The following is a 17,538-nucleotide window of genomic DNA, read 5'->3' as shown; positions in this document are numbered from 1 at the left end:
CCGTGCGCTGCGCGGAAACTGACGCTCGATCGGTGATGCGCTCAGCCTCGTGGCAAAGGTATCAATCTAGCGTCTGTGATAGTCTCACTGCGGCAGTAAGAAATCGCCGGCGCACCAGCCTTCAATCCCAGCGCTGCGCACCTGCCACCACACCCGGCCCTCGGCCTCGACCGGGCCGCCGATGATTTCGACCTGCGTCCCCGGCGCTAGCACCAGCGTAATGACGGAGGCGATACTCGGCAGGGCGCGCACATTGAGCGCCGGAATCTCGGCGCTGACGATCGCTGTGCGCCCAATTGCCAACCCTTCCGGCGATGGCAATGGTACAGCCGTCGCCGCCGGTTCCGTCACTACCGTCGTCGCCGGTTCAGGGGAAGTGATCGCCGGTGGGGCTGTCGCCGCCAACTCGGTTGGCGCCGGCGAGGGGTTGCCTGCCGGCGCCGTCGGTACAACGGCTGGCGCTGGGCTTTGCAGGCTGAGAGCGATTGCTAAGCCGATCACAAAAATGCTGACGATAATCAGGGTTGGCGCGACCCAGCCCGGCACTAATGGCCCGCGCGACGTCTCTTCATCAAACGCGCGATTGCCCAGAGCACGAATACGGCGCTCTTCATCATACGCGGTATGGCGGTCGCGCAACCGCACCCGCACCGGTTCATCATCGGGCAAGGCGGTCTGCGCGCGCATCGGTTGGGTTGGACGTGGGCGAGGTCGTTCCGTTTCGGTTGTAGGCAGTGCCTGCACGCCATAGCGCGGCAACAGCATGACGGCGAGACGCTGATAGGCGGCCAGCGTCTCGCCGGTGACGGCCAGATGTTCACCGCGGGCAATCCGCCCGCGCAACCGGTGCAGGCGCTGTACCGCATCCACCTCTTCGGCGCTGAGCGGCACTCGCTCAAGAGCCTGCATCGCAGCCAGTACGCCGGCAAACGGGCCGAGCGCCGCCGGTGAATTGATGCGCAACAGGTGGGCGCGCAACGCATCTTCGATCGCGCCGTGAATACTGAGCAACGCCAATTCAGGCACCTCACGGCGAGCGCGCGCCAGCGTATACTTCTCACGCGCCGACTCGAGCAACGTGAGCGGGTTCAGCGTGGTTGACTCATCCCCTGTCAGCGTCATCCGAGTTCCGCCTCTAACAATTCACGCACCCGCTGCGCGTTGGCCTGCCCCTTCGTGGCCCGCATCACCATCCCGACCAGAAATTGAATGGCGGTCGCTTTCCCTTTGCGGTACTCGGCAATCGCTTTGGCCGCCTTCTCATCAGCCAGCGCGGCCCGCACTGCCGCCAACAACGCACCGTCATCGCTAATCTGGGTCAGGCCCCGCTCGGCCACCAGCGCCGCCGGATCAGCCCCGGTCGCGAACACTTCTTCAAACAGTTGCTTGGCCACCGCGCGCGTAATCGTCCCGGTTTGCACCAGATCAATCAACGTCGCCAGCCGGTTCACCGGCATACGGTCGATCAACGCCGTCGCTGGCTCGCCGCGATCTTTCAACAACCGAAAGCCTTCGTTCAGCACCCAGTTTGCCACTTCCTTCGCCCCATCGGGCCGATTGACCGTCGCGACCGCCGCTTCGTAATAATCGGCAATCGCCCGCTCTTGGGTGAGCAAATCGGCGTCTTGCCATGACAATCCGTGGGTCGCCATTAGCCGAGCGCGGCGCGCGTCAGGCAATTCGGGCAACTCAGCCTTGCGAGCGGCGATCCATTCTGGCGCCAGCACCAACGGCGGAATATCCGGTTCAGGGAAGTAGCGGTAGTCGTGGGCATACTCTTTCGAGCGCTGGCCCTCGGTGCGGCCCAAATCCTCGCGCCAGCCGCGCGTCTCTTGCTCAACCACGCCACCGGATTCGAGCACGCGAATTTGCCGCTCGATCTCATACGCCAGCGCCCGCTCGACGAAGCGGAACGAGTTGATGTTCTTGATCTCGACCTTGGCGCCGAACCGATCCGTGCCAACCGGACGCACACTGACATTCGCGTCGCAGCGCAAGGCCCCCTCTTCGAGATTGCCGCTGTTGGCCCCGATCCAAACCAAAATCTGGCGGATCTTCTCAAAGGTCAAGCGGGCCTCTTCAGGCGTGCGGATATCGGGGCGGGTGACAATTTCCATCAACGGCATCCCGCTGCGGTTGTAGTCAATCAACGATGCGCCGTCGGGACTATGCACCAAGCGACCGGTATCCTCTTCGATATGGAGCCGTTCGATCCCGATCCGGCGCACTTCACCGGCGGCGGTGCGAATTTCGATCGCGCCGTCACTGCACAGCGGCTCATCGTATTGGGTAATCTGAAAACCTTTGGGCAAGTCGGGATAGGGGTATGACTTACGGGCGAAGATCGAGCGTTCGTTGACCCGGCAACCCAGCGCCAACCCGCACAGTGCGGCCAGTTCGACGGCGCGGGCATTGAGTACAGGCAGCGCGCCGGGCAAGCCAAGGCTTACCACCGAGACGCGGGTATTGGGTGGCGCGCCAGCGTAATCGGTGCTGCAACCGTCAAACATTTTCGAGGCGGTCAGCACATGGGCATGGATCTCAAGGCCGATCGTGGCGATATATTCAGGCATAGACTTCCTCACGCAACGTCACCTTGCCCTTATTGTACTCGGTTTTCGGTGCTGGTGCGCGAAGGAGGTCGCAACGCCGTCATTCTGGATCGATGCCCAACTCGCGCAGGCGCGCCGCGAGCCGTTCGGCGCGTTGGCGCTCTTGCTCGGCGCGTTGGCGCTCTTGCTCGGCTTGGGCCTGCAACTCGACAAAACTGACAAATGGCCGCCCATCGGGCCAATACATCTGGATGCCATCGGCGGTGCGGCTAAACTTCACCCCTAGCCGCGGGCTGATCCAGCCATCGAGTTCGGGAATGACCCGCAACCGGCCATCGATCCGCTGCCAGCCGCTCATATCGCCAGTGTCAGGATCGTACAGATAGTACTCTTCGACCCCGTAGATGTCGTAAAATTCCAACTTGGCCGCCATCTCGGTAAGGGTATTCACTGGCGACAACACCTCAAACACCACGTGGGGCGCGATGTTATCCTCTTCCCATTGGCGGTACGAGCCGCGGTCACCTTTGGGCCGGCCAAAGACAACCATCACATCCGGCGCGCGGCGGATGTCGGGCCGGCCTTCCACCGGGTACCAGAGCAGATCGCCAGCGACAAACACATCAGACCGCTCGCGAAACAGCGCGTCGAGATTCCCCTGAATGGTGACGATGGCGCGAAATTGCTTGGTATTATCTGCCATTGGCATCCCGTCACTATCGGGGTAGACGATTGGCGTGGCAGCAACCGGCTGGCTGGTCATCATCCACCTCCTCATACGAACATTTGTTTGATTATACTATGTTTGCGTCTATCGTGCAAGGGTGGGGGGCGGGAATAGCCACGAAGGGACGCAAAACTCATAGAATGGACAGTATCCTTTTGCGCTCTTCGTGGCTATTGGTACTTGTTATTTACCCCCACCCCCGGCCCCTCCCCCGCTGGGGGAGGGGTGTTCCCTCACCCTCACCCACTGGCGCGGGTGAGAGGCGCGACGGTTCCTGCTCGACGATGCCTGTCCCGCAATGCACGCAGCTCCCCCTCTCCCGCCGTCAGATGGGACAGGGGCCGGGGGTGAGGGCGGAACGCCTTTGCCCTTGCCCCCACCCTTCCCCCGTGCTAGGGGAAAGGGCCAGACACGCTTTAAGCGCCCCACAACAGGATGTTTGCGCCTTGGCGTTGCCCCCACACCCAACCCCTCCCCCGCGGAGGAGGGGTGATCCCTCACCCCCATCCCCTCACTCGCTAGCATGGGAGAGGGGCCGAGGTGAGGGCGAAACGGCACATCTCAAAGCTATTAACCGTATCTAAGCTTATACGTTCTGTCCGCCCTTGGAAAACCCGCTGAGAGAGGGGAGATTATAGCCACAAGCGACCCAAGCGCCACAACAATATGTTTGTGAGTTTTGCGGCTTTTTGTGGCTATTCCCCCCATCCAGCGGCTCCCCTCTCCCGCCGTCAGGTGGGAGCGAAGGCCGGGGGTGAGGGCGTAATGCAAAGGCGTAGAGGATGTGTTACCGCAGTGTTGACAGCCCACAGCCGCTTTTCTGGTATAATAGTCCACGGAAATTGTTTCCGCATGATGAAAGGAGGGTTGCATGACCGCCCCCCAACTCCCTGCCGGAGTGACGATCACCGCCCCGATCACACCCGAATATGCCGAGATTCTGACCCCGGAAGCACTGGAATTTCTCGCGACTCTGCATCGCCGCTTTAACGCGCGCCGGCTTGAGCTGCTGGCCCGCCGCGCCGAGCGCCAGCGCGCGCTCGATGCCGGTGAACGGCCCGATTTCCTCCCCGAAACGGCTCACATCCGCGAGAGCGACTGGACGATCGCGCCCTTCCCGCCTCAGCTCAACGACCGCCGGGTTGAGATTACCGGGCCGGTTGACCGCAAAATGGTCATTAATGCGCTCAATTCGGGCGCGAAGGTCTTTATGGCCGACTTCGAGGATGCCAATACTCCCACGTGGCAAAATCAGATCGAAGGCCAGATCAACCTGCGCGATGCGCTTCGCCGCACGATCACCTACACGAGTCCCGAAGGCAAATACTACGCCCTCAATCCCAATCCCGCCATCTTGTTCGTGCGCCCGCGCGGCTGGCATCTCAACGAGAAGCATGTGCTGGTTGACGGCGAGCCGATGTCGGGGTCGATCTTCGATTTCGGCCTCTATTTCTTCCACAATGTCCAAACCGCGATTGATGTGCAAGGCGGCCCGTACTTCTACCTGCCGAAGATGGAGAGCCACCTTGAGGCGCGGTTGTGGAACGACATCTTTGTGCTGGCGCAAGAGCTGCGCGGCATTCCCCGCGGCACGATCAAGGCCACCGTGCTGATCGAGACCATCCTCGCCGCATTTGAGATGGATGAAATCCTCTACGAGCTGCGCGAGCACTCTGCCGGCCTCAACTGCGGACGGTGGGATTATATCTTCTCGTGCATTAAGAAGTTCCGCAACGATCCCAACTTCTGCCTTGCTGACCGGGCGTTGGTGACGATGACGACCCACTTTATGCGTTCGTACTCGTTGCTGGCGATCAAGACCTGCCACCGCCGCGGCGCGCATGCGATGGGTGGTATGGCGGCGCAGATTCCGATCAAGAATGACCCAGTGGCGAATGAAGCGGCGCTGGCTAAGGTGCGCGCCGATAAGGAGCGGGAGGCGAACGACGGCCACGATGGCACGTGGGTAGCTCACCCCGGTCTGGTGCCGGTGGCGATGGAGGTCTTCGACCGCCTGATGCCAACCCCCAACCAGATTAGCCGCCAGCGCGACGATGTGCAAGTCACTGCCGCTGACCTGCTCGCGTTTGGCCCCAGCGAACCGATCACCGAGCAGGGGATGCGGTTGAATATCAACGTCGGCATCCAGTACCTCGGCGCATGGCTGGCTGGCAACGGCTGCGTGCCCGTGTTTAATCTGATGGAAGACGCCGCCACCGCCGAAATTTCGCGCGCCCAGATCTGGCAGTGGATTCGCAGTCCAAAGGGCGTGCTCAACGATGGCCGCAAGGTGACGGTTGAACTCTTCCGCCAGATGTTGCCCGAAGAGCTGGCCAAAGTGCGCGAGATTCTGGGGCCGGCTTACGACGATGGCCGTTACGAAGAGGCCGCCGAACTGTTTGATGAGATCACGACCGACCCCAATTTTGTCGAATTCTTGACCTTGCCGGCCTACGAACGGATTCCGTAATCTTGAATGGGAGGCAATGCTGGAGGGGGTGACGGATGCGTCGCCCCCTATTCACCATTTGCCCACCGTTTGTCAGGTAAATTTCCGCTGGCAACTACGCTCAGAGGGTGTTACAATGAGCAGTAACCTGCTGCACCTACACAGACAAGCACCGCTTTTGCCGATGTGCAGCCTGCTTTAACAGTCGGGCGGTGTCAGGGCAGTCACCCGCCCCCACACGACGAGGTGACCTATGACGAATTATCTGATTGCCGGCGCAGCGGGATACATCGGCTCGCGACTGGCCGCGCGACTCCTCGCTGCTGGCCACCGTGTGCGCGGTCTTGTCTACAGCGCCGAAGATCCGGTGGTTGAACGCCTCGCCGCTCGCGGTATGGCGGTCTGGATCGGCGACCTCACCCGCCCCGAAACCATTGATGGCGTCACCGATGAGATTGAGGTCGTCTACAACCTCACCAACCGCATGCCGATCGATGGTTCGGCATTACTCCGTTCCCTCTACGTCGATGGCAACCAGCATCTGATCGCGATGTCGGTGCGCGCGCGCACGGTGCGCACCTACATTTGGGCCTCTAACGTCGCCCCGTATGGCGATCACGGCGAGCACTGGGTGGATGAAGACAGCCCCATCGCGCCCTCGTATCCTCTCGGCACGATCCTTGCCGCCGCCGAGCAGACCATCTTGCAAGCCGTGCGCGCTCACCGCTTCCCAGCGATGATTTTACGTATGGCAACAGTGTATGGCCCTGACCGCGATCCGCTCGAGGCGATTGCTAGCGGCCAGTTGACGATTTATGGCAGCGGGCGCAACTTTGTGCCGCATATTCATATTGATGATGCGCTGGAAGTGCTGATCCGGGTCCCCGAAGTTGGCCAGATTGGCGCAATTTATAATGTCGGCGACGATGAGCCGCTCCGCTTGATCGAGATTGTCAGCGAGGTGCGCCGCCGGCTCGGTATGCTGCCGCCGCGCACGTTTGATCCCAACGTCGGCCTGCGCGCCGGCCTCGACCGCTCGGTCGTTGGCGCCTTGACTTCATCTGTCCGCTTGAGCAATGCCCGTATGCGCCACGATCTGGGCATTGAGCTGCGCTATCCCAGTTTGCGCTACTGGATCGATGAGCGGTTGCCGCTCGAGTTGGCGGTTGGCGCATGAGGGGCGGTAGAGCGGTGTACGAACCGCAACGGCAGTTTAGTGATCGCTGCTGGGGATGCGGCAGTGTTACTGCCGCACTCCAGAACCTCGCAGTGTGGCGATCGCTGAGGAGATGCGGCAGTTTCACTGCCGCACTCCAGAACCGCAATATTCTATCCACGCCGCGCCAGCCACCAACTGTACGCGCCGCGCCAGATCAGCAACAACGCCGCGACGGTCAGAAATGTCACTAGCGCAAAACTAAACGGGCTAGAACGACCGAGCTGCAGCCAACGCAAGCCAAGCCCGACCGGCAACGCAATCAACCAAGCTCCAAGTGATAAGCTAGCCATGCGCAACGGCGGTTGCGGGCGAAACACGCCAAACCACGGCGCCACCAGCAGCCAGCCGATAAAGAAGGGCAACGCGACCCGCACTGCGGCCACCAGCGGGTTTTCATCAGCCAAACCGTGCGAACTGCGCCCTAGCAAGGCGAACACCACAAATACCATTGCGTCACCGCCGAGTAAGATGACGAGTTGCGGCCACGATGCCGTCATCACGCGACGATTTGTTGTTTCCATACGTGGATCACTCTTGCTTACAAACCAGCGAATCCTGCTAATCTAACACACGTTACCATAATCAGTTGCGCTCCAGCGTTAAGACCTCTCAACCTTACCGCTTAAGCGCCTGCAATTCGCGCGCCAAACCCTGCTGCTGCCAGTTCGCCAAGCGCAAGCGCAACGCCAGCGCGCTGGCAATATTCCACAAGACTGCGTTCCCCAAGGCCGGATCATCCTCGGCCAGCGCACGCAACCGCTCGCGGCGCAACGCCAAGATCGTGACCCCCTCTTCACCGGCGCGCAGATCGGCACTACGCCGGCCACCGTCGAGCAATGACATCTCGCCGGTAATTTGGCCTACCACCACCGTCGTGAGCAGGCGCTGGCTATCTGGATCATTATCGATCGGCGGGATCCAAACCTCTAACGAACCATCCTGCACGAGGTAGAGATCGGTCGATTCTTGGTTTGTGCGGTCAATCAACGCGCCGGGTGGGTAGCGCCGCCGTTCGAGGTGCGCCGCTAGCCGGGTGCGTTGGGCAAGGTTGAGACCGCTCCCAATCTGGGAATTAGCCAGAAATTCAGCCACCTGCGCCGTCACTTCCGCTGGCTGCACCAAGACATCCGGTTGGCTGACCAGCGAGGGCAAGCCAAGGTAACTGGCGATATACCGCATCGTAACCTCAGGCGTCTCGAAATGCGGCCAGTGGCCAGCCTTCGGCACAATCCGCAGATCAGCATTGCGCCATTCGTCAGCAACGACGCCAGCATCACGGAGCGGCACGGTGTTATCTTCCGCCCCCCAAATGACCAGCGCCGGTGTCTCGAGCTCGCGCAAGCGCCCGCTGAGGTCTTGATTGCGCATCGCAACAAAACATTCGGCCCGCACGCGCCCTTGGCCGGGCCGGCGCGCATCAGCGCGCAACCGCAGATAATCGGCTTCGCTGATCGCTGATCGTTCGGCGAATGAGGCTGGTTTCATCAGGCTATCGGTCACGTACAGCATTGATGGTTCGAGCACGGAAAGCAAGCGGCTAAAGATCGGGAAGCGCTCGATCATCGTGATTGGCGAGACAAAGGTGTTAATCCAGAACGATAGCCGGCCCGAAATGGTCGGGCAAAGCAACACCATGCGATCAACCAATTGCGGGATTTGCAGGGCTAGCGTTGCGCTGATCATGCCCCCCATCGAATGGCCGACAAGTACTGCCGGATGATCGCTCAGACCGGTGATCAGGCGACCAACAATCTGAGCATAGCGCCCAATCGTCGCCCGTTCGCGCAACGGCGGTGATTCGCCGTAGCCGGGCAGATCAATCGCCACGCAGCGAAAGCGCCGGCTGAGCAGTGGGATGAGCGGCGACATCGCAAACGACGAACTCGACCAACCGTGGATCAGCACTGCGAGTTGGGCATGGCGCGGCCCGGCATCAAGCGCATGAATCTTCGCGCCATCGATTGAAAAGACTTCCATAGTATTATCCGCCGCGAGCCATCGGTTTCGTGTGGTATCATACCAGCATACGGCTGGTAACGTCTATAGTCAATTGTGCCTGATCACAGGCGCATCGTGTATTACAGAACGTTTGCGAATGAACGAATTGCCTCATTCCTATCCTGCCCCGCCCCTCTACATTGTCTCCGGCGGCGCTGGCGCGGTCGGTGAACAGGTGGCGCGCTTGACGCTCTCACAGTTTGAGGGGGCGGAAGTACCGTTAATCATTGTGCCAAATGTGCGCAACCCGGAACAGATTGCCGAAGTCGTCGCCCAAGCCGCGCAGCAGAACGGCACCATCTTGCACACGTTGATGGAGCCAACCCTCCGCCGTGAATTGATGCGGCTGGCGCGCGAGATGGGAGTCGCTGAGATCGATCTGGTCGGCAGCGTCTTGTCACGTTTGGCAACGGTGTTGCAAAAAGAGCCGCTGGGCAAGCCGGGATTGTATCAAGCCCGCCGCTCGACCTATTTCGAGCGGCTGGAAGCGATTGAGTACACCGTTGCCCATGACGATGGCAACAAACCGCGCGAGCTGAGCCACGCCGATATTGTACTGGTCGGCGTTTCCCGGGTGGGCAAGACGCCGCTGAGCATGTATCTCGCGGTGTTGGGCTGGAAAGTGGCTAACGTGCCGCTCGTGCGGGAAGTGCCGTTGCCCGATGATCTGTTTCGGGTTGATCCCCGGCGCGTCATCGGTTTGATTGTCGATGCCGAACAGATCGCCGCTCGCCGGCGGTGGCGCCAACGGCGGATGGGCATTAATCTCGGCGGCAGTTATACCAACCTTGAAGCTGCGATCGACGAGGTGGAATGGGCGCGCCGGATCTTCCGCCAACACGGTTGGACGGCGCTCAATGTGACTGATAAGTCGATCGAAGAGAGCGCCGATGAGATTATTGCCTTGATTTCGCGCCGGTTTAGTACGCCGGGGTAGAGGCAAATGCAGATGCTCTGCACTGCGGTAAAGCAAGGCAATTGCTTTTGACAGTTGCGAGACGGCGCAGTATAGTTGCGTTATCTACCATTGTTTGCGGTCATATCAGCTTCATACAATGATGTGCGATGGGGCCAATAAGTTGCACGTTTAATCGCATGCTCTTGATGCCGGCAGCGACCGGTTGGTTCACCGTGTCCAATCGTGATCATTCCCGCCGTTAGCGCATTCTCACGCGCTAAGGCGCATAACGGCATTGTCTCAAGCCGCCTTGTTCAAGGAGGAAACAGGTTATGTCTAAGAAGTGGGTTTACCTCTTCCGCGAAGGAAATGCCTCGATGCGCGATCTCCTTGGCGGAAAGGGAGCGGGTGTGGCCGAGATGACTCGCACCGGCGTACCAGTGCCGCCCGGGTTTACGATCACCACTGAAGCCTGTAACGCCTATTACGAAAGTGGCCAGCAGTTCCCCGAAGGAATGTGGGAGCAGGTGCTGGCAGGGTTGAAGGATATCGAAGCTCAAACCGGCAAGACCTTCGGCGATCCGAACAATCCGTTGCTCGTATCGGTACGTTCGGGTGCGAAGTTCTCGATGCCCGGCATGATGGATACGGTGCTCAACCTTGGCCTCAACAAGCAGACGCTGGAAGGGTTGGCCCGCCTGACCGATAATCCCCGCTTCGCTGCCGATGCTTATCGCCGCTTTGTCCAGCTCTTCGGCAAAATTGTGCTTGGCGTTGATGGCGACCGCTTCGAGCACGAGATGGACGAGGCCAAGGGCCACGGTCAGCGTCAAGACACTGACTTGACCACCGAGGAACTGCTCGCGCTGGCCGAGAAGTTCAAGGCGATTATTAAGGAAGATGTCGGGGTTGAGTTCCCCGAAGACCCCTTCGAGCAGTTGCGTGAGGCGATCGCCGCCGTCTTCCGTTCGTGGAATGGGAAGCGCGCGGTTGATTATCGCCGCGTGAACAAGATTCCCGACAATCTGGGCACCGCCGTCAACGTACAGGCGATGGTCTTCGGCAATATGGGCAACGACTCGGCGACCGGCGTGGCCTTTACCCGCAACCCCAGCACTGGCGCACCTGAAATCTTCGGCGAGTATCTGGTCAATGCTCAAGGTGAAGACGTGGTGGCCGGCATTCGCACCCCGCAACCGATCAGCAAGCTGGCCGAAGAGATGCCCGAAGTCTACGCCCAATTCCACGAGATTGCCAAGCAGCTCGAACGGCACTACAAAGACATGCAAGATGTCGAGTTCACCATCGAGCGCGGCAAGTTGTGGATGTTGCAGACCCGCACTGGCAAGCGCACCGGCGCGGCAGCAGTCAAGATCGCGGTCGATATGGTGCGCGAAGGGTTGATCGATAAGGCGACGGCGGTGCAGCGGGTTGACCCGCACGCACTTGACCAGTTGCTCCACCCCATGATTGACCCCGAAGCGCGCAAGCAAGCCCAACCCCTCACCACTGGCTTGCCCGCTTCGCCCGGCGCCGCCTCCGGCAAGGCCGTCTTTGATCCCGACGAGGCCGAAGAGCTGGCCAAGACCGGCGAGAAGGTGATCTTGGTGCGCGTCGAGACTGCTCCCGAAGATTTCCACGGCATGGTGGCGGCGCAGGCGATTTTGACCGCGCGTGGGGGAATGACGTGCGTTGCGCCTGAGACGCGCATCTTGACCGATCGCGGCTTGTTGACGGCTGAAGCAGCGTTTACCTTGATCGAGCAGGGCGCCGCGCCGCGCATTCTCTCATTCGACAGCCGCACGCTGCGCCCGGTGTGGCGGCAGATCATCGCCGCCGGACGCCGTCCGGCTGAGGTCATTCCGATCACGCTCTCACAAACGGGTCGCGCTGACGATAACCAACTGCGCTTGACCGCCGATCACAAGATGTATGTGATCCACAATCGCCAGTTGGTGAAGAAGCGCCTTGACGCTGTGCTGGCCGATGAGGATTTCTTGACCGTGGTCGATCAGATCCCGGCACTCAGCGAGACGGTCACGAGCCCGGCGTTGGCCTATGTCGCCGGTGCGATCCTCTCGGATGGGTCGATCAATTTGCGCGACACCAAAGGTTCGGTCACGTTCGTGCAGAAGGCGACGCCGGAAAAAGCCGATTTCATCGCGGCGGTTGAGCGCCGCTTCGAGGAAGCGTTTGGCGTGCCGTTTACCTATCTGCGCGAGCACACCTCTCACGGTGAGATGGATGGCCGCGTCATCCGCGGTACGGTTGAAGACCGCATTAGCTTCCGCCGCGAACCGGCTGCCCGCCTCGCCGAGATCCGCGACCATCTAGTGGAGTGGGTGCTGAGCCTCGACCGCACCGCTTTGCTCCACTTCCTTGCCGGCTTTGTCGATGGCGACGGCGCCTATGCCGAGGAGTCGAGCCCAGTGCGCTTGCAGATTAGCGTATCGAGCAGCAAGCACGATCTGCTTGACGGGTTGGCGCTGGCCTGTCTGCGGTTGGGCATCGTGCCGCACATTATCAACAACCGCGATAATTATCTCCTCCAGATTACCGAGCAGGTAGAGGAGATTCTGGCCTTCACCGAACGGGTGCATGCCGAGCTGCCGCCGCGCCGTTACGAGAATAAGTGCTTGAGCATGCGGGCCATGTTCGCCGATGTGCAAGACTCGGTGAACTATATGGGCCGGGTGCGCGAGGCGGTGAAGCGCAACATTATGTTTGGGGTTGAGAAGATCCGGCGCGATCTGTTGCCGCTCTGCACCGGCGCTGTCGCCCGCGAAGTGGCGGCGCTGCTCGATGCGCCGCTGCGCTCGTTCCGCGCGCGTGCGGTTGGCGCTGCCGAACCAACGCTGGTCTACAACTTCGAGGTTGATGCCGCCGATGATCTCGATAAGAACTACATCGTCTTCTCGAGCCGGATGACACCGGTACTGATCTCGAACTCGCACGCCGCAGTCGTGGCGCGCGGCATGGGCAAGCCCTGCGTGGCCGGCGCCGGCGATCTGCGCATCAGCTACGCCGACCAGCTTATGACCGTTAACGGCACAACGATCCGCAAGGGTGATTGGATTACGCTCGATGGCGGCAGCGGCGAGGTCTTTGCCGGCAAGATGCCGACTGTCGAACCGGAGTTGTCGGGTGATTTCGCGACCTTGATGGAATGGGCCGATGAGTTCCGCAAGCTCGGCGTGCGCGCCAACGCCGATATTCCGCGTGATGCGCGGGTGGCTCGCCAGTTTGGCGCCGAAGGCATCGGTCTCTGCCGCACCGAGCACATGTTCTTTGAAGGCGACCGGATCGACGCGATGCGCGAGATGATCCTCGCCGATACGGTCGAGGAGCGGCGCGCCGCGCTCGCCAAGATCGAGCCGCTCCAGCAGGGTGACTTCGAGGGCTTGTTCCGCGAGATGGCCGGCTTGCCGGTGACCATCCGCACCCTCGACCCGCCGCTGCACGAGTTCTTGCCCCACGACGATCACGAGATCGAGGCGTTGGCGGCCAAGCTCGGCGTCGATCCGCACAAGGTCAAGGCGCGCGTCGAGAGCTTGCGCGAAGCGAACCCGATGCTCGGCTTCCGCGGTTGCCGGTTGGGCATCCTCTACCCCGAAATCACCGAGATGCAGGCCCGCGCTATCTTCAAGGCCGCGGTCAAGGTGAAGTCTGAGGGCATCGATGTCCATCCTGAAGTGATGATCCCGCTGGTCGGCTTTATCAGCGAGCTGAAGCTGCAAGAAGAGATCGTACGGCGCGTCGCCGCCGAGGTCTTCGCCGAGAGCGGGGTTGAAGTGCCGTATCTCGTCGGCACGATGATCGAGCTGCCGCGCGCGGCGCTGGTCGCCGACGAGATCGCGCAGGTGGCCGAGTTCTTCAGCTTTGGCACCAATGACCTCACCCAAACCACGCTGGGTCTCTCACGCGATGACTCGGGGCGCTTCTTGCCGGCCTACGTCGAGAAGAAGCTGATTCCCGACGATCCGTTCCAAACCATTGACCAGCGCGGTGTCGGCCAGTTGGTGCAGATCGGTACCGAGCGCGGTCGCTCGACTCGCTCGAACCTCAAGGTCGGCATCTGTGGTGAGCACGGCGGCGATCCGGCCAGCGTCGAGTTCTTCCACCGGGTTGGCCTCAACTACGTCAGTTGTTCGCCGTACCGGGTGCCGATCGCGCGCCTCGCCGCCGCGCAGGCAGCGCTCGGCGAAGCCAAGCGCGATAAGTAGCTGGTAGCCGTTCGTCGCGATCTTGTAACCAACAGTGGAGACGGTGCGATGCACCGTCTCTCTTTGCCTCGGTATAATGCAAGGCAATAACGATACCTGTGACCAATCGGGGAGAGACGTTGCAAGGCAACGGCTCTCCCAAAGCCAGCGACATCACCAGTAACGGTCTGAAATCACATGCACTGCATACGTGCCGGTTCCGGTGGATGCGGGTCTGCGACCCGCATTATGGTAGGTGTGACCCTGATTGCGGCGAGTCATCATCCCGCTGACCGGAATCCGCCTGATCGAGATAATGAGGTCTCTGATGCCGCCATTGCCAATCGTTGCCACCCTCTTGCGTCGCGCCGCTGCCGAACCTGAGCGACCATGCCTCATTGTTGACGGGCAACCATACGCTTACCCAGCGCTCGCCGCCGCCGCCGCCGGCTGGGCAACGCGATTGCAGTCTCTCGGTCTTGCCCGTGGCGATCGGGTAGCGCTCGCGCTGCCCAATACTCCAGCGTTCATTGCGGCCTATTTTGGCGCGCAATTGGCCGGCGCGGCAGTGGTGCTGGTCAACCCGCAGTACCGCCACGCCGAGCTGAGCCATTTGCTGGCCGATTCGGAACCGGCGATTGTGGTGGCGACGGATGAGAATGAGGCGTTGTTACGCGAAGCAATGCCGGCAACGCCACCCCGCCTGATCAAACCGGACGCCACCGTTTTTGGCGCGCCGCCAGCCGATTTCACCGTCTGCACGCCACCCGATCCCGCTGAGATGGCGTTGATCGCCTACACCTCCGGCACCACCGGGCGCGCGAAAGGGGCCGTGCATACCCACGCCAGTCTGGCCGCCAACTGTGACGCCATCATCACCGCATGGCGCTGGACGGATCGCGATCGTTTGCTCTTGATGCTGCCGCTCTTTCACGTGCATGGGTTAGGTGTCGGCGTGCATGGCACCATCCGCAGCGGGGCCAGTCTCGAATTGCATCCCCGGTTTGACGCGGAGGTGGCCTTGCAACGGCTGGCCGATCCGGCGATCACGCTCTTTTTTGGCGTGCCGACGATGTATGTGCGATTAGTTGAAGCGGCCCGCCGGCACGGTGTGCCACCGCACCATGTGCGACTCTTTGTATCGGGGTCAGCCCCGCTCAGCCCGCAAACCTTCGCCGATGTTGCCGCCCTCTTCGGCCAGCCCATTCTCGAACGGTACGGGATGTCCGAGACCGGTATGAACCTGACCAACCCCTACGACGGCGAACGGCGGCCCGGCAGCGTTGGCATGCCATTCCCCGGCCAAGAAGCGCGCATTGTCGATCGCGACACCCGCCAGCCGTTACCGGTTGGGCAGATCGGCGAGATTCAGGTGCGCGGGCCGCACCTCTTCCAAGGCTACTGGCGCAACCCGGCAGCGACGGCGGCAGCCTTTACCGCTGACGGTTGGTTCAACACCGGCGATCTCGGCTTCGTTGACACCGATGGTTACTTCCACATCACCGGACGCAGCCGTGACTTAATCATCAGCGGCGGCTACAACATCTATCCCCGCGAAGTCGAGGAGGTGTTAGCGCAGCATCCCGCCGTGGCCGAATGCGCCGTGTATGGCCAACCCGATCCCGATCTCGGCGAAGTGCCGGTCGCTGCCGTCGTCATCAAACCGGATACAACCGTCACCGCTACCGCGTTGATCGACCATTGCCGCGCCAATCTCGCCGCCTACAAACGCCCGCGCGCGATTCGCTTTGTTTCGGCATTGCCACGCAATGCGCTCGGCAAAGTGCAACGCCACCTACTGGCAACCGATCCACCCGTCGCCGGGGAAGGGCTATGAGCGATCTCGACGATTACGAAGGCGATCCGGAACTTGACCGTGAACGCCTGAGCGAATTAATCACCGATCAGCTCGAAGAGCTGGCGCGCGCGATCCATTCGCGTGACCAACTGGTGCGGGCGCGCGCCGCCAGCCGGTTGGTGAGGATGGACGTTGATCCGGAGCTGGCCTTGCCGGCGCTCAACCATCGACGGGCAATGGTGCGCGAAGTCGCAGCGGAAGCGATTGGCTACAGCAGTAAACCGCTGAATGCAACAGTCATTGATGCGCTACTGGCCGCAATTGATGATCCCAAACCATTTGTGGCCGCCGCCGCGATTCGCACATTAGGCCGGCGCCAGATCAGTGCGGCTCGCGCTCAGATCTCGGCCTGTCTCGATGACCCCGAACCGCCGATTGTGGCAGCAGCGATCGTCGCACTCGCCCGGCTTGGCGACACCACGCTCGCGGTGGCGCTGCCCAACTTTCTCAATAGTCCGCATCTCACCATCCGCATCGCCGCTGCCGAAGCCGCCGGCATCCTCCACGCCCCGGCGGCCGTGCCCGGCTTGATGCGTTTGCTGGAAGATTGCATCACCGCGTGGCACGACGCCCAACCGCGCATTCCTAGCCGGGCAGCAAGCGTAGCGATGCAAGCACTCGCCCGCTTGCGCGCCCGTACCGCCGTGCCGCTGCTGGTCGAGATCGCTCGTTACGTGGTCGGCCTGCGCACCTTAGCTGTGCGCACACTGATCCAGCTCCAAGCGGTGGAAGCAGCGCCAGCCATCGCCCCCCTGCTCAATGAAGACGGCAGCCACCTCTTACACGAGGTGATTCGCTTCTTACACATGGCGAACTATCGCGCCGCACTCCCTGAACTGCGGGCCTTGTTGCAACGCTCGGCGCCTAACCGCCGGCCATTGTTGATGAAAGTGATGCAGGTCTTGGTGGAATGGCAGGATCGGGAAAGTCTGCCGCTGATCGCACAGATTGCCGAGAGCGATCCGAGCGCCGAGCTGCGCAGTTACGCTGCCCGTTGTTTGACGGCGCTGGCCGAATGCGCCCCTACAGCGCCGTCAAACCACGCCGAGTCGCCGTTAGAACTCTCCTTGCCGCCATCGTGCCACGAACGCTTACAGCAGCGCCGGCAACGCATGGCGAGTTTTACCGTCGCCAGCGTGGTGGAAGGCGTCGTCATGCGCGTGCTCAGCTACGGCGCAGTCATTGATCTCGGCGGGGTCGAGGGGTTTGTCCATGTACGCGACATTGACTGGGGTTGGATTAGCGATGCGCGCACCGCCCTTCACCCCGGCCAAACGGTGCGGGCTGCCGTCACCGGCATCGATGAGACGCGGATGCGCGTCAACCTAAGCATCCGCCGCCTCACGCCCGATCCGTGGTCTCATATCACCCAACAGCTTGCCGTGGGGATGCAGGTTAATGGCAAAGTCGCCGGAATCACCGGTTTCGGCGTCTTTATTGAGGTCTTCCCCGGTGTGCAGGGGTTGGCCCATACCAGCCAGATTCCACCCGATCCGCGACCGTTGCGCGAACGATTTCCGCTTGGCTGCCGCGTCAGCGCCACTATCTTGAACATTGATCTCGAACGACGACGGATCGCGCTGCGATTGCACGAAGGATTGCAACAAAAAGCCGCACATCAGTGATGTGCGGTCA

At 61.3% G+C, this 17,538-nt stretch carries 11 protein-coding genes; 6 read left to right on the top strand and 5 right to left on the bottom strand.

What is annotated here, in order from left to right; genetic code table 11:
• Nucleotides 1-84: 84 nt before the first annotated feature.
• The 3 genes from A6A03_RS19595 to A6A03_RS19585 all read right to left on the bottom strand — a co-directional run bounded on the left by A6A03_RS19595 (nucleotide 85) and on the right by A6A03_RS19585 (nucleotide 3,315).
• The gene (locus A6A03_RS19595; RefSeq protein ID WP_066791604.1) at nucleotides 85-1,122 is read right to left on the bottom strand and encodes an SH3 domain-containing protein; all 1,038 of its coding nucleotides are present in this window, start codon (nucleotides 1,120-1,122) and stop codon (nucleotides 85-87) included.
• On the bottom strand, nucleotides 1,119-2,573 hold the full coding sequence (gatB, locus tag A6A03_RS19590) for an Asp-tRNA(Asn)/Glu-tRNA(Gln) amidotransferase subunit GatB (RefSeq protein ID WP_066791602.1): 1,455 nt from the start codon (nucleotides 2,571-2,573) through the stop codon (nucleotides 1,119-1,121). The genes A6A03_RS19595 and gatB overlap by 4 nt, the downstream gene beginning before the upstream one ends.
• A 79-nt stretch (nucleotides 2,574-2,652) precedes the next feature.
• Nucleotides 2,653-3,315: a Uma2 family endonuclease gene (locus A6A03_RS19585; RefSeq protein WP_066791600.1), complete on the bottom strand. Its 663-nt coding sequence runs from the start codon at nucleotides 3,313-3,315 to the stop codon at nucleotides 2,653-2,655.
• Nucleotides 3,316-4,150: 835 nt separating this feature from the next.
• Here A6A03_RS19585 and aceB point away from each other — a divergent pair.
• Both aceB and A6A03_RS19575 read left to right on the top strand, forming a co-directional pair.
• Nucleotides 4,151-5,749 carry a malate synthase A gene (aceB, locus tag A6A03_RS19580; RefSeq protein WP_066791598.1) on the top strand — a complete coding sequence of 533 codons (1,599 nt, stop codon included), beginning with the start codon at nucleotides 4,151-4,153 and terminating at the stop codon, nucleotides 5,747-5,749.
• Between the two features lie 232 nt (nucleotides 5,750-5,981).
• Nucleotides 5,982-6,905, top strand: coding sequence for an NAD-dependent epimerase/dehydratase family protein (locus tag A6A03_RS19575; RefSeq protein ID WP_066791596.1), 924 nt, complete (start codon nucleotides 5,982-5,984; stop codon nucleotides 6,903-6,905).
• Nucleotides 6,906-7,057: 152 nt separating this feature from the next.
• Here the strand turns inward: A6A03_RS19575 and A6A03_RS19570 are convergent, their stop codons facing one another.
• Together A6A03_RS19570 and A6A03_RS19565 are read right to left on the bottom strand one after the other, a co-directional pair.
• Nucleotides 7,058-7,468 (bottom strand): DUF3054 domain-containing protein, encoded by a 411-nt coding sequence (locus tag A6A03_RS19570; RefSeq protein WP_066791594.1) that lies wholly within the window; start codon nucleotides 7,466-7,468, stop codon nucleotides 7,058-7,060.
• A gap of 94 nt (nucleotides 7,469-7,562) precedes the next feature.
• Entirely contained in the window at nucleotides 7,563-8,924 is a 1,362-nt protein-coding gene (locus A6A03_RS19565; protein ID WP_066791592.1) for an alpha/beta fold hydrolase, read from the bottom strand.
• Nucleotides 8,925-9,042: 118 nt separating this feature from the next.
• Between A6A03_RS19565 and A6A03_RS19560 the strand changes: the two genes are divergently transcribed.
• The 4 genes from A6A03_RS19560 (at nucleotide 9,043) to A6A03_RS19540 (ending at nucleotide 17,528) form a co-directional block, all read left to right on the top strand.
• Nucleotides 9,043-9,882, top strand: a complete 840-nt coding sequence (locus tag A6A03_RS19560; protein ID WP_066791590.1) for a pyruvate, water dikinase regulatory protein — start codon at nucleotides 9,043-9,045, stop codon at nucleotides 9,880-9,882.
• A 293-nt stretch (nucleotides 9,883-10,175) separates the two neighbouring features.
• The gene (locus A6A03_RS20210; protein ID WP_082909020.1) at nucleotides 10,176-14,066 is read left to right on the top strand and encodes a pyruvate, phosphate dikinase; all 3,891 of its coding nucleotides are present in this window, start codon (nucleotides 10,176-10,178) and stop codon (nucleotides 14,064-14,066) included.
• A 307-nt stretch (nucleotides 14,067-14,373) separates the two neighbouring features.
• Nucleotides 14,374-15,882 (top strand): acyl-CoA synthetase, encoded by a 1,509-nt coding sequence (locus A6A03_RS19545; RefSeq protein ID WP_066791588.1) that lies wholly within the window; start codon nucleotides 14,374-14,376, stop codon nucleotides 15,880-15,882.
• Nucleotides 15,879-17,528 carry a S1 RNA-binding domain-containing protein gene (locus A6A03_RS19540; RefSeq protein ID WP_066791585.1) on the top strand — a complete coding sequence of 550 codons (1,650 nt, stop codon included), beginning with the start codon at nucleotides 15,879-15,881 and terminating at the stop codon, nucleotides 17,526-17,528. Before A6A03_RS19545 ends, A6A03_RS19540 begins: the two co-directional genes overlap by 4 nt.
• Nucleotides 17,529-17,538: the final 10 nt, after the last annotated feature.

The organism is Chloroflexus islandicus (genome assembly GCF_001650695.1).
Classification (GTDB): domain Bacteria; phylum Chloroflexota; class Chloroflexia; order Chloroflexales; family Chloroflexaceae; genus Chloroflexus; species Chloroflexus islandicus.
Note: the sequence above shows the minus strand (reverse complement) of the source record. Positions and strands in the feature narration are given on the sequence as shown.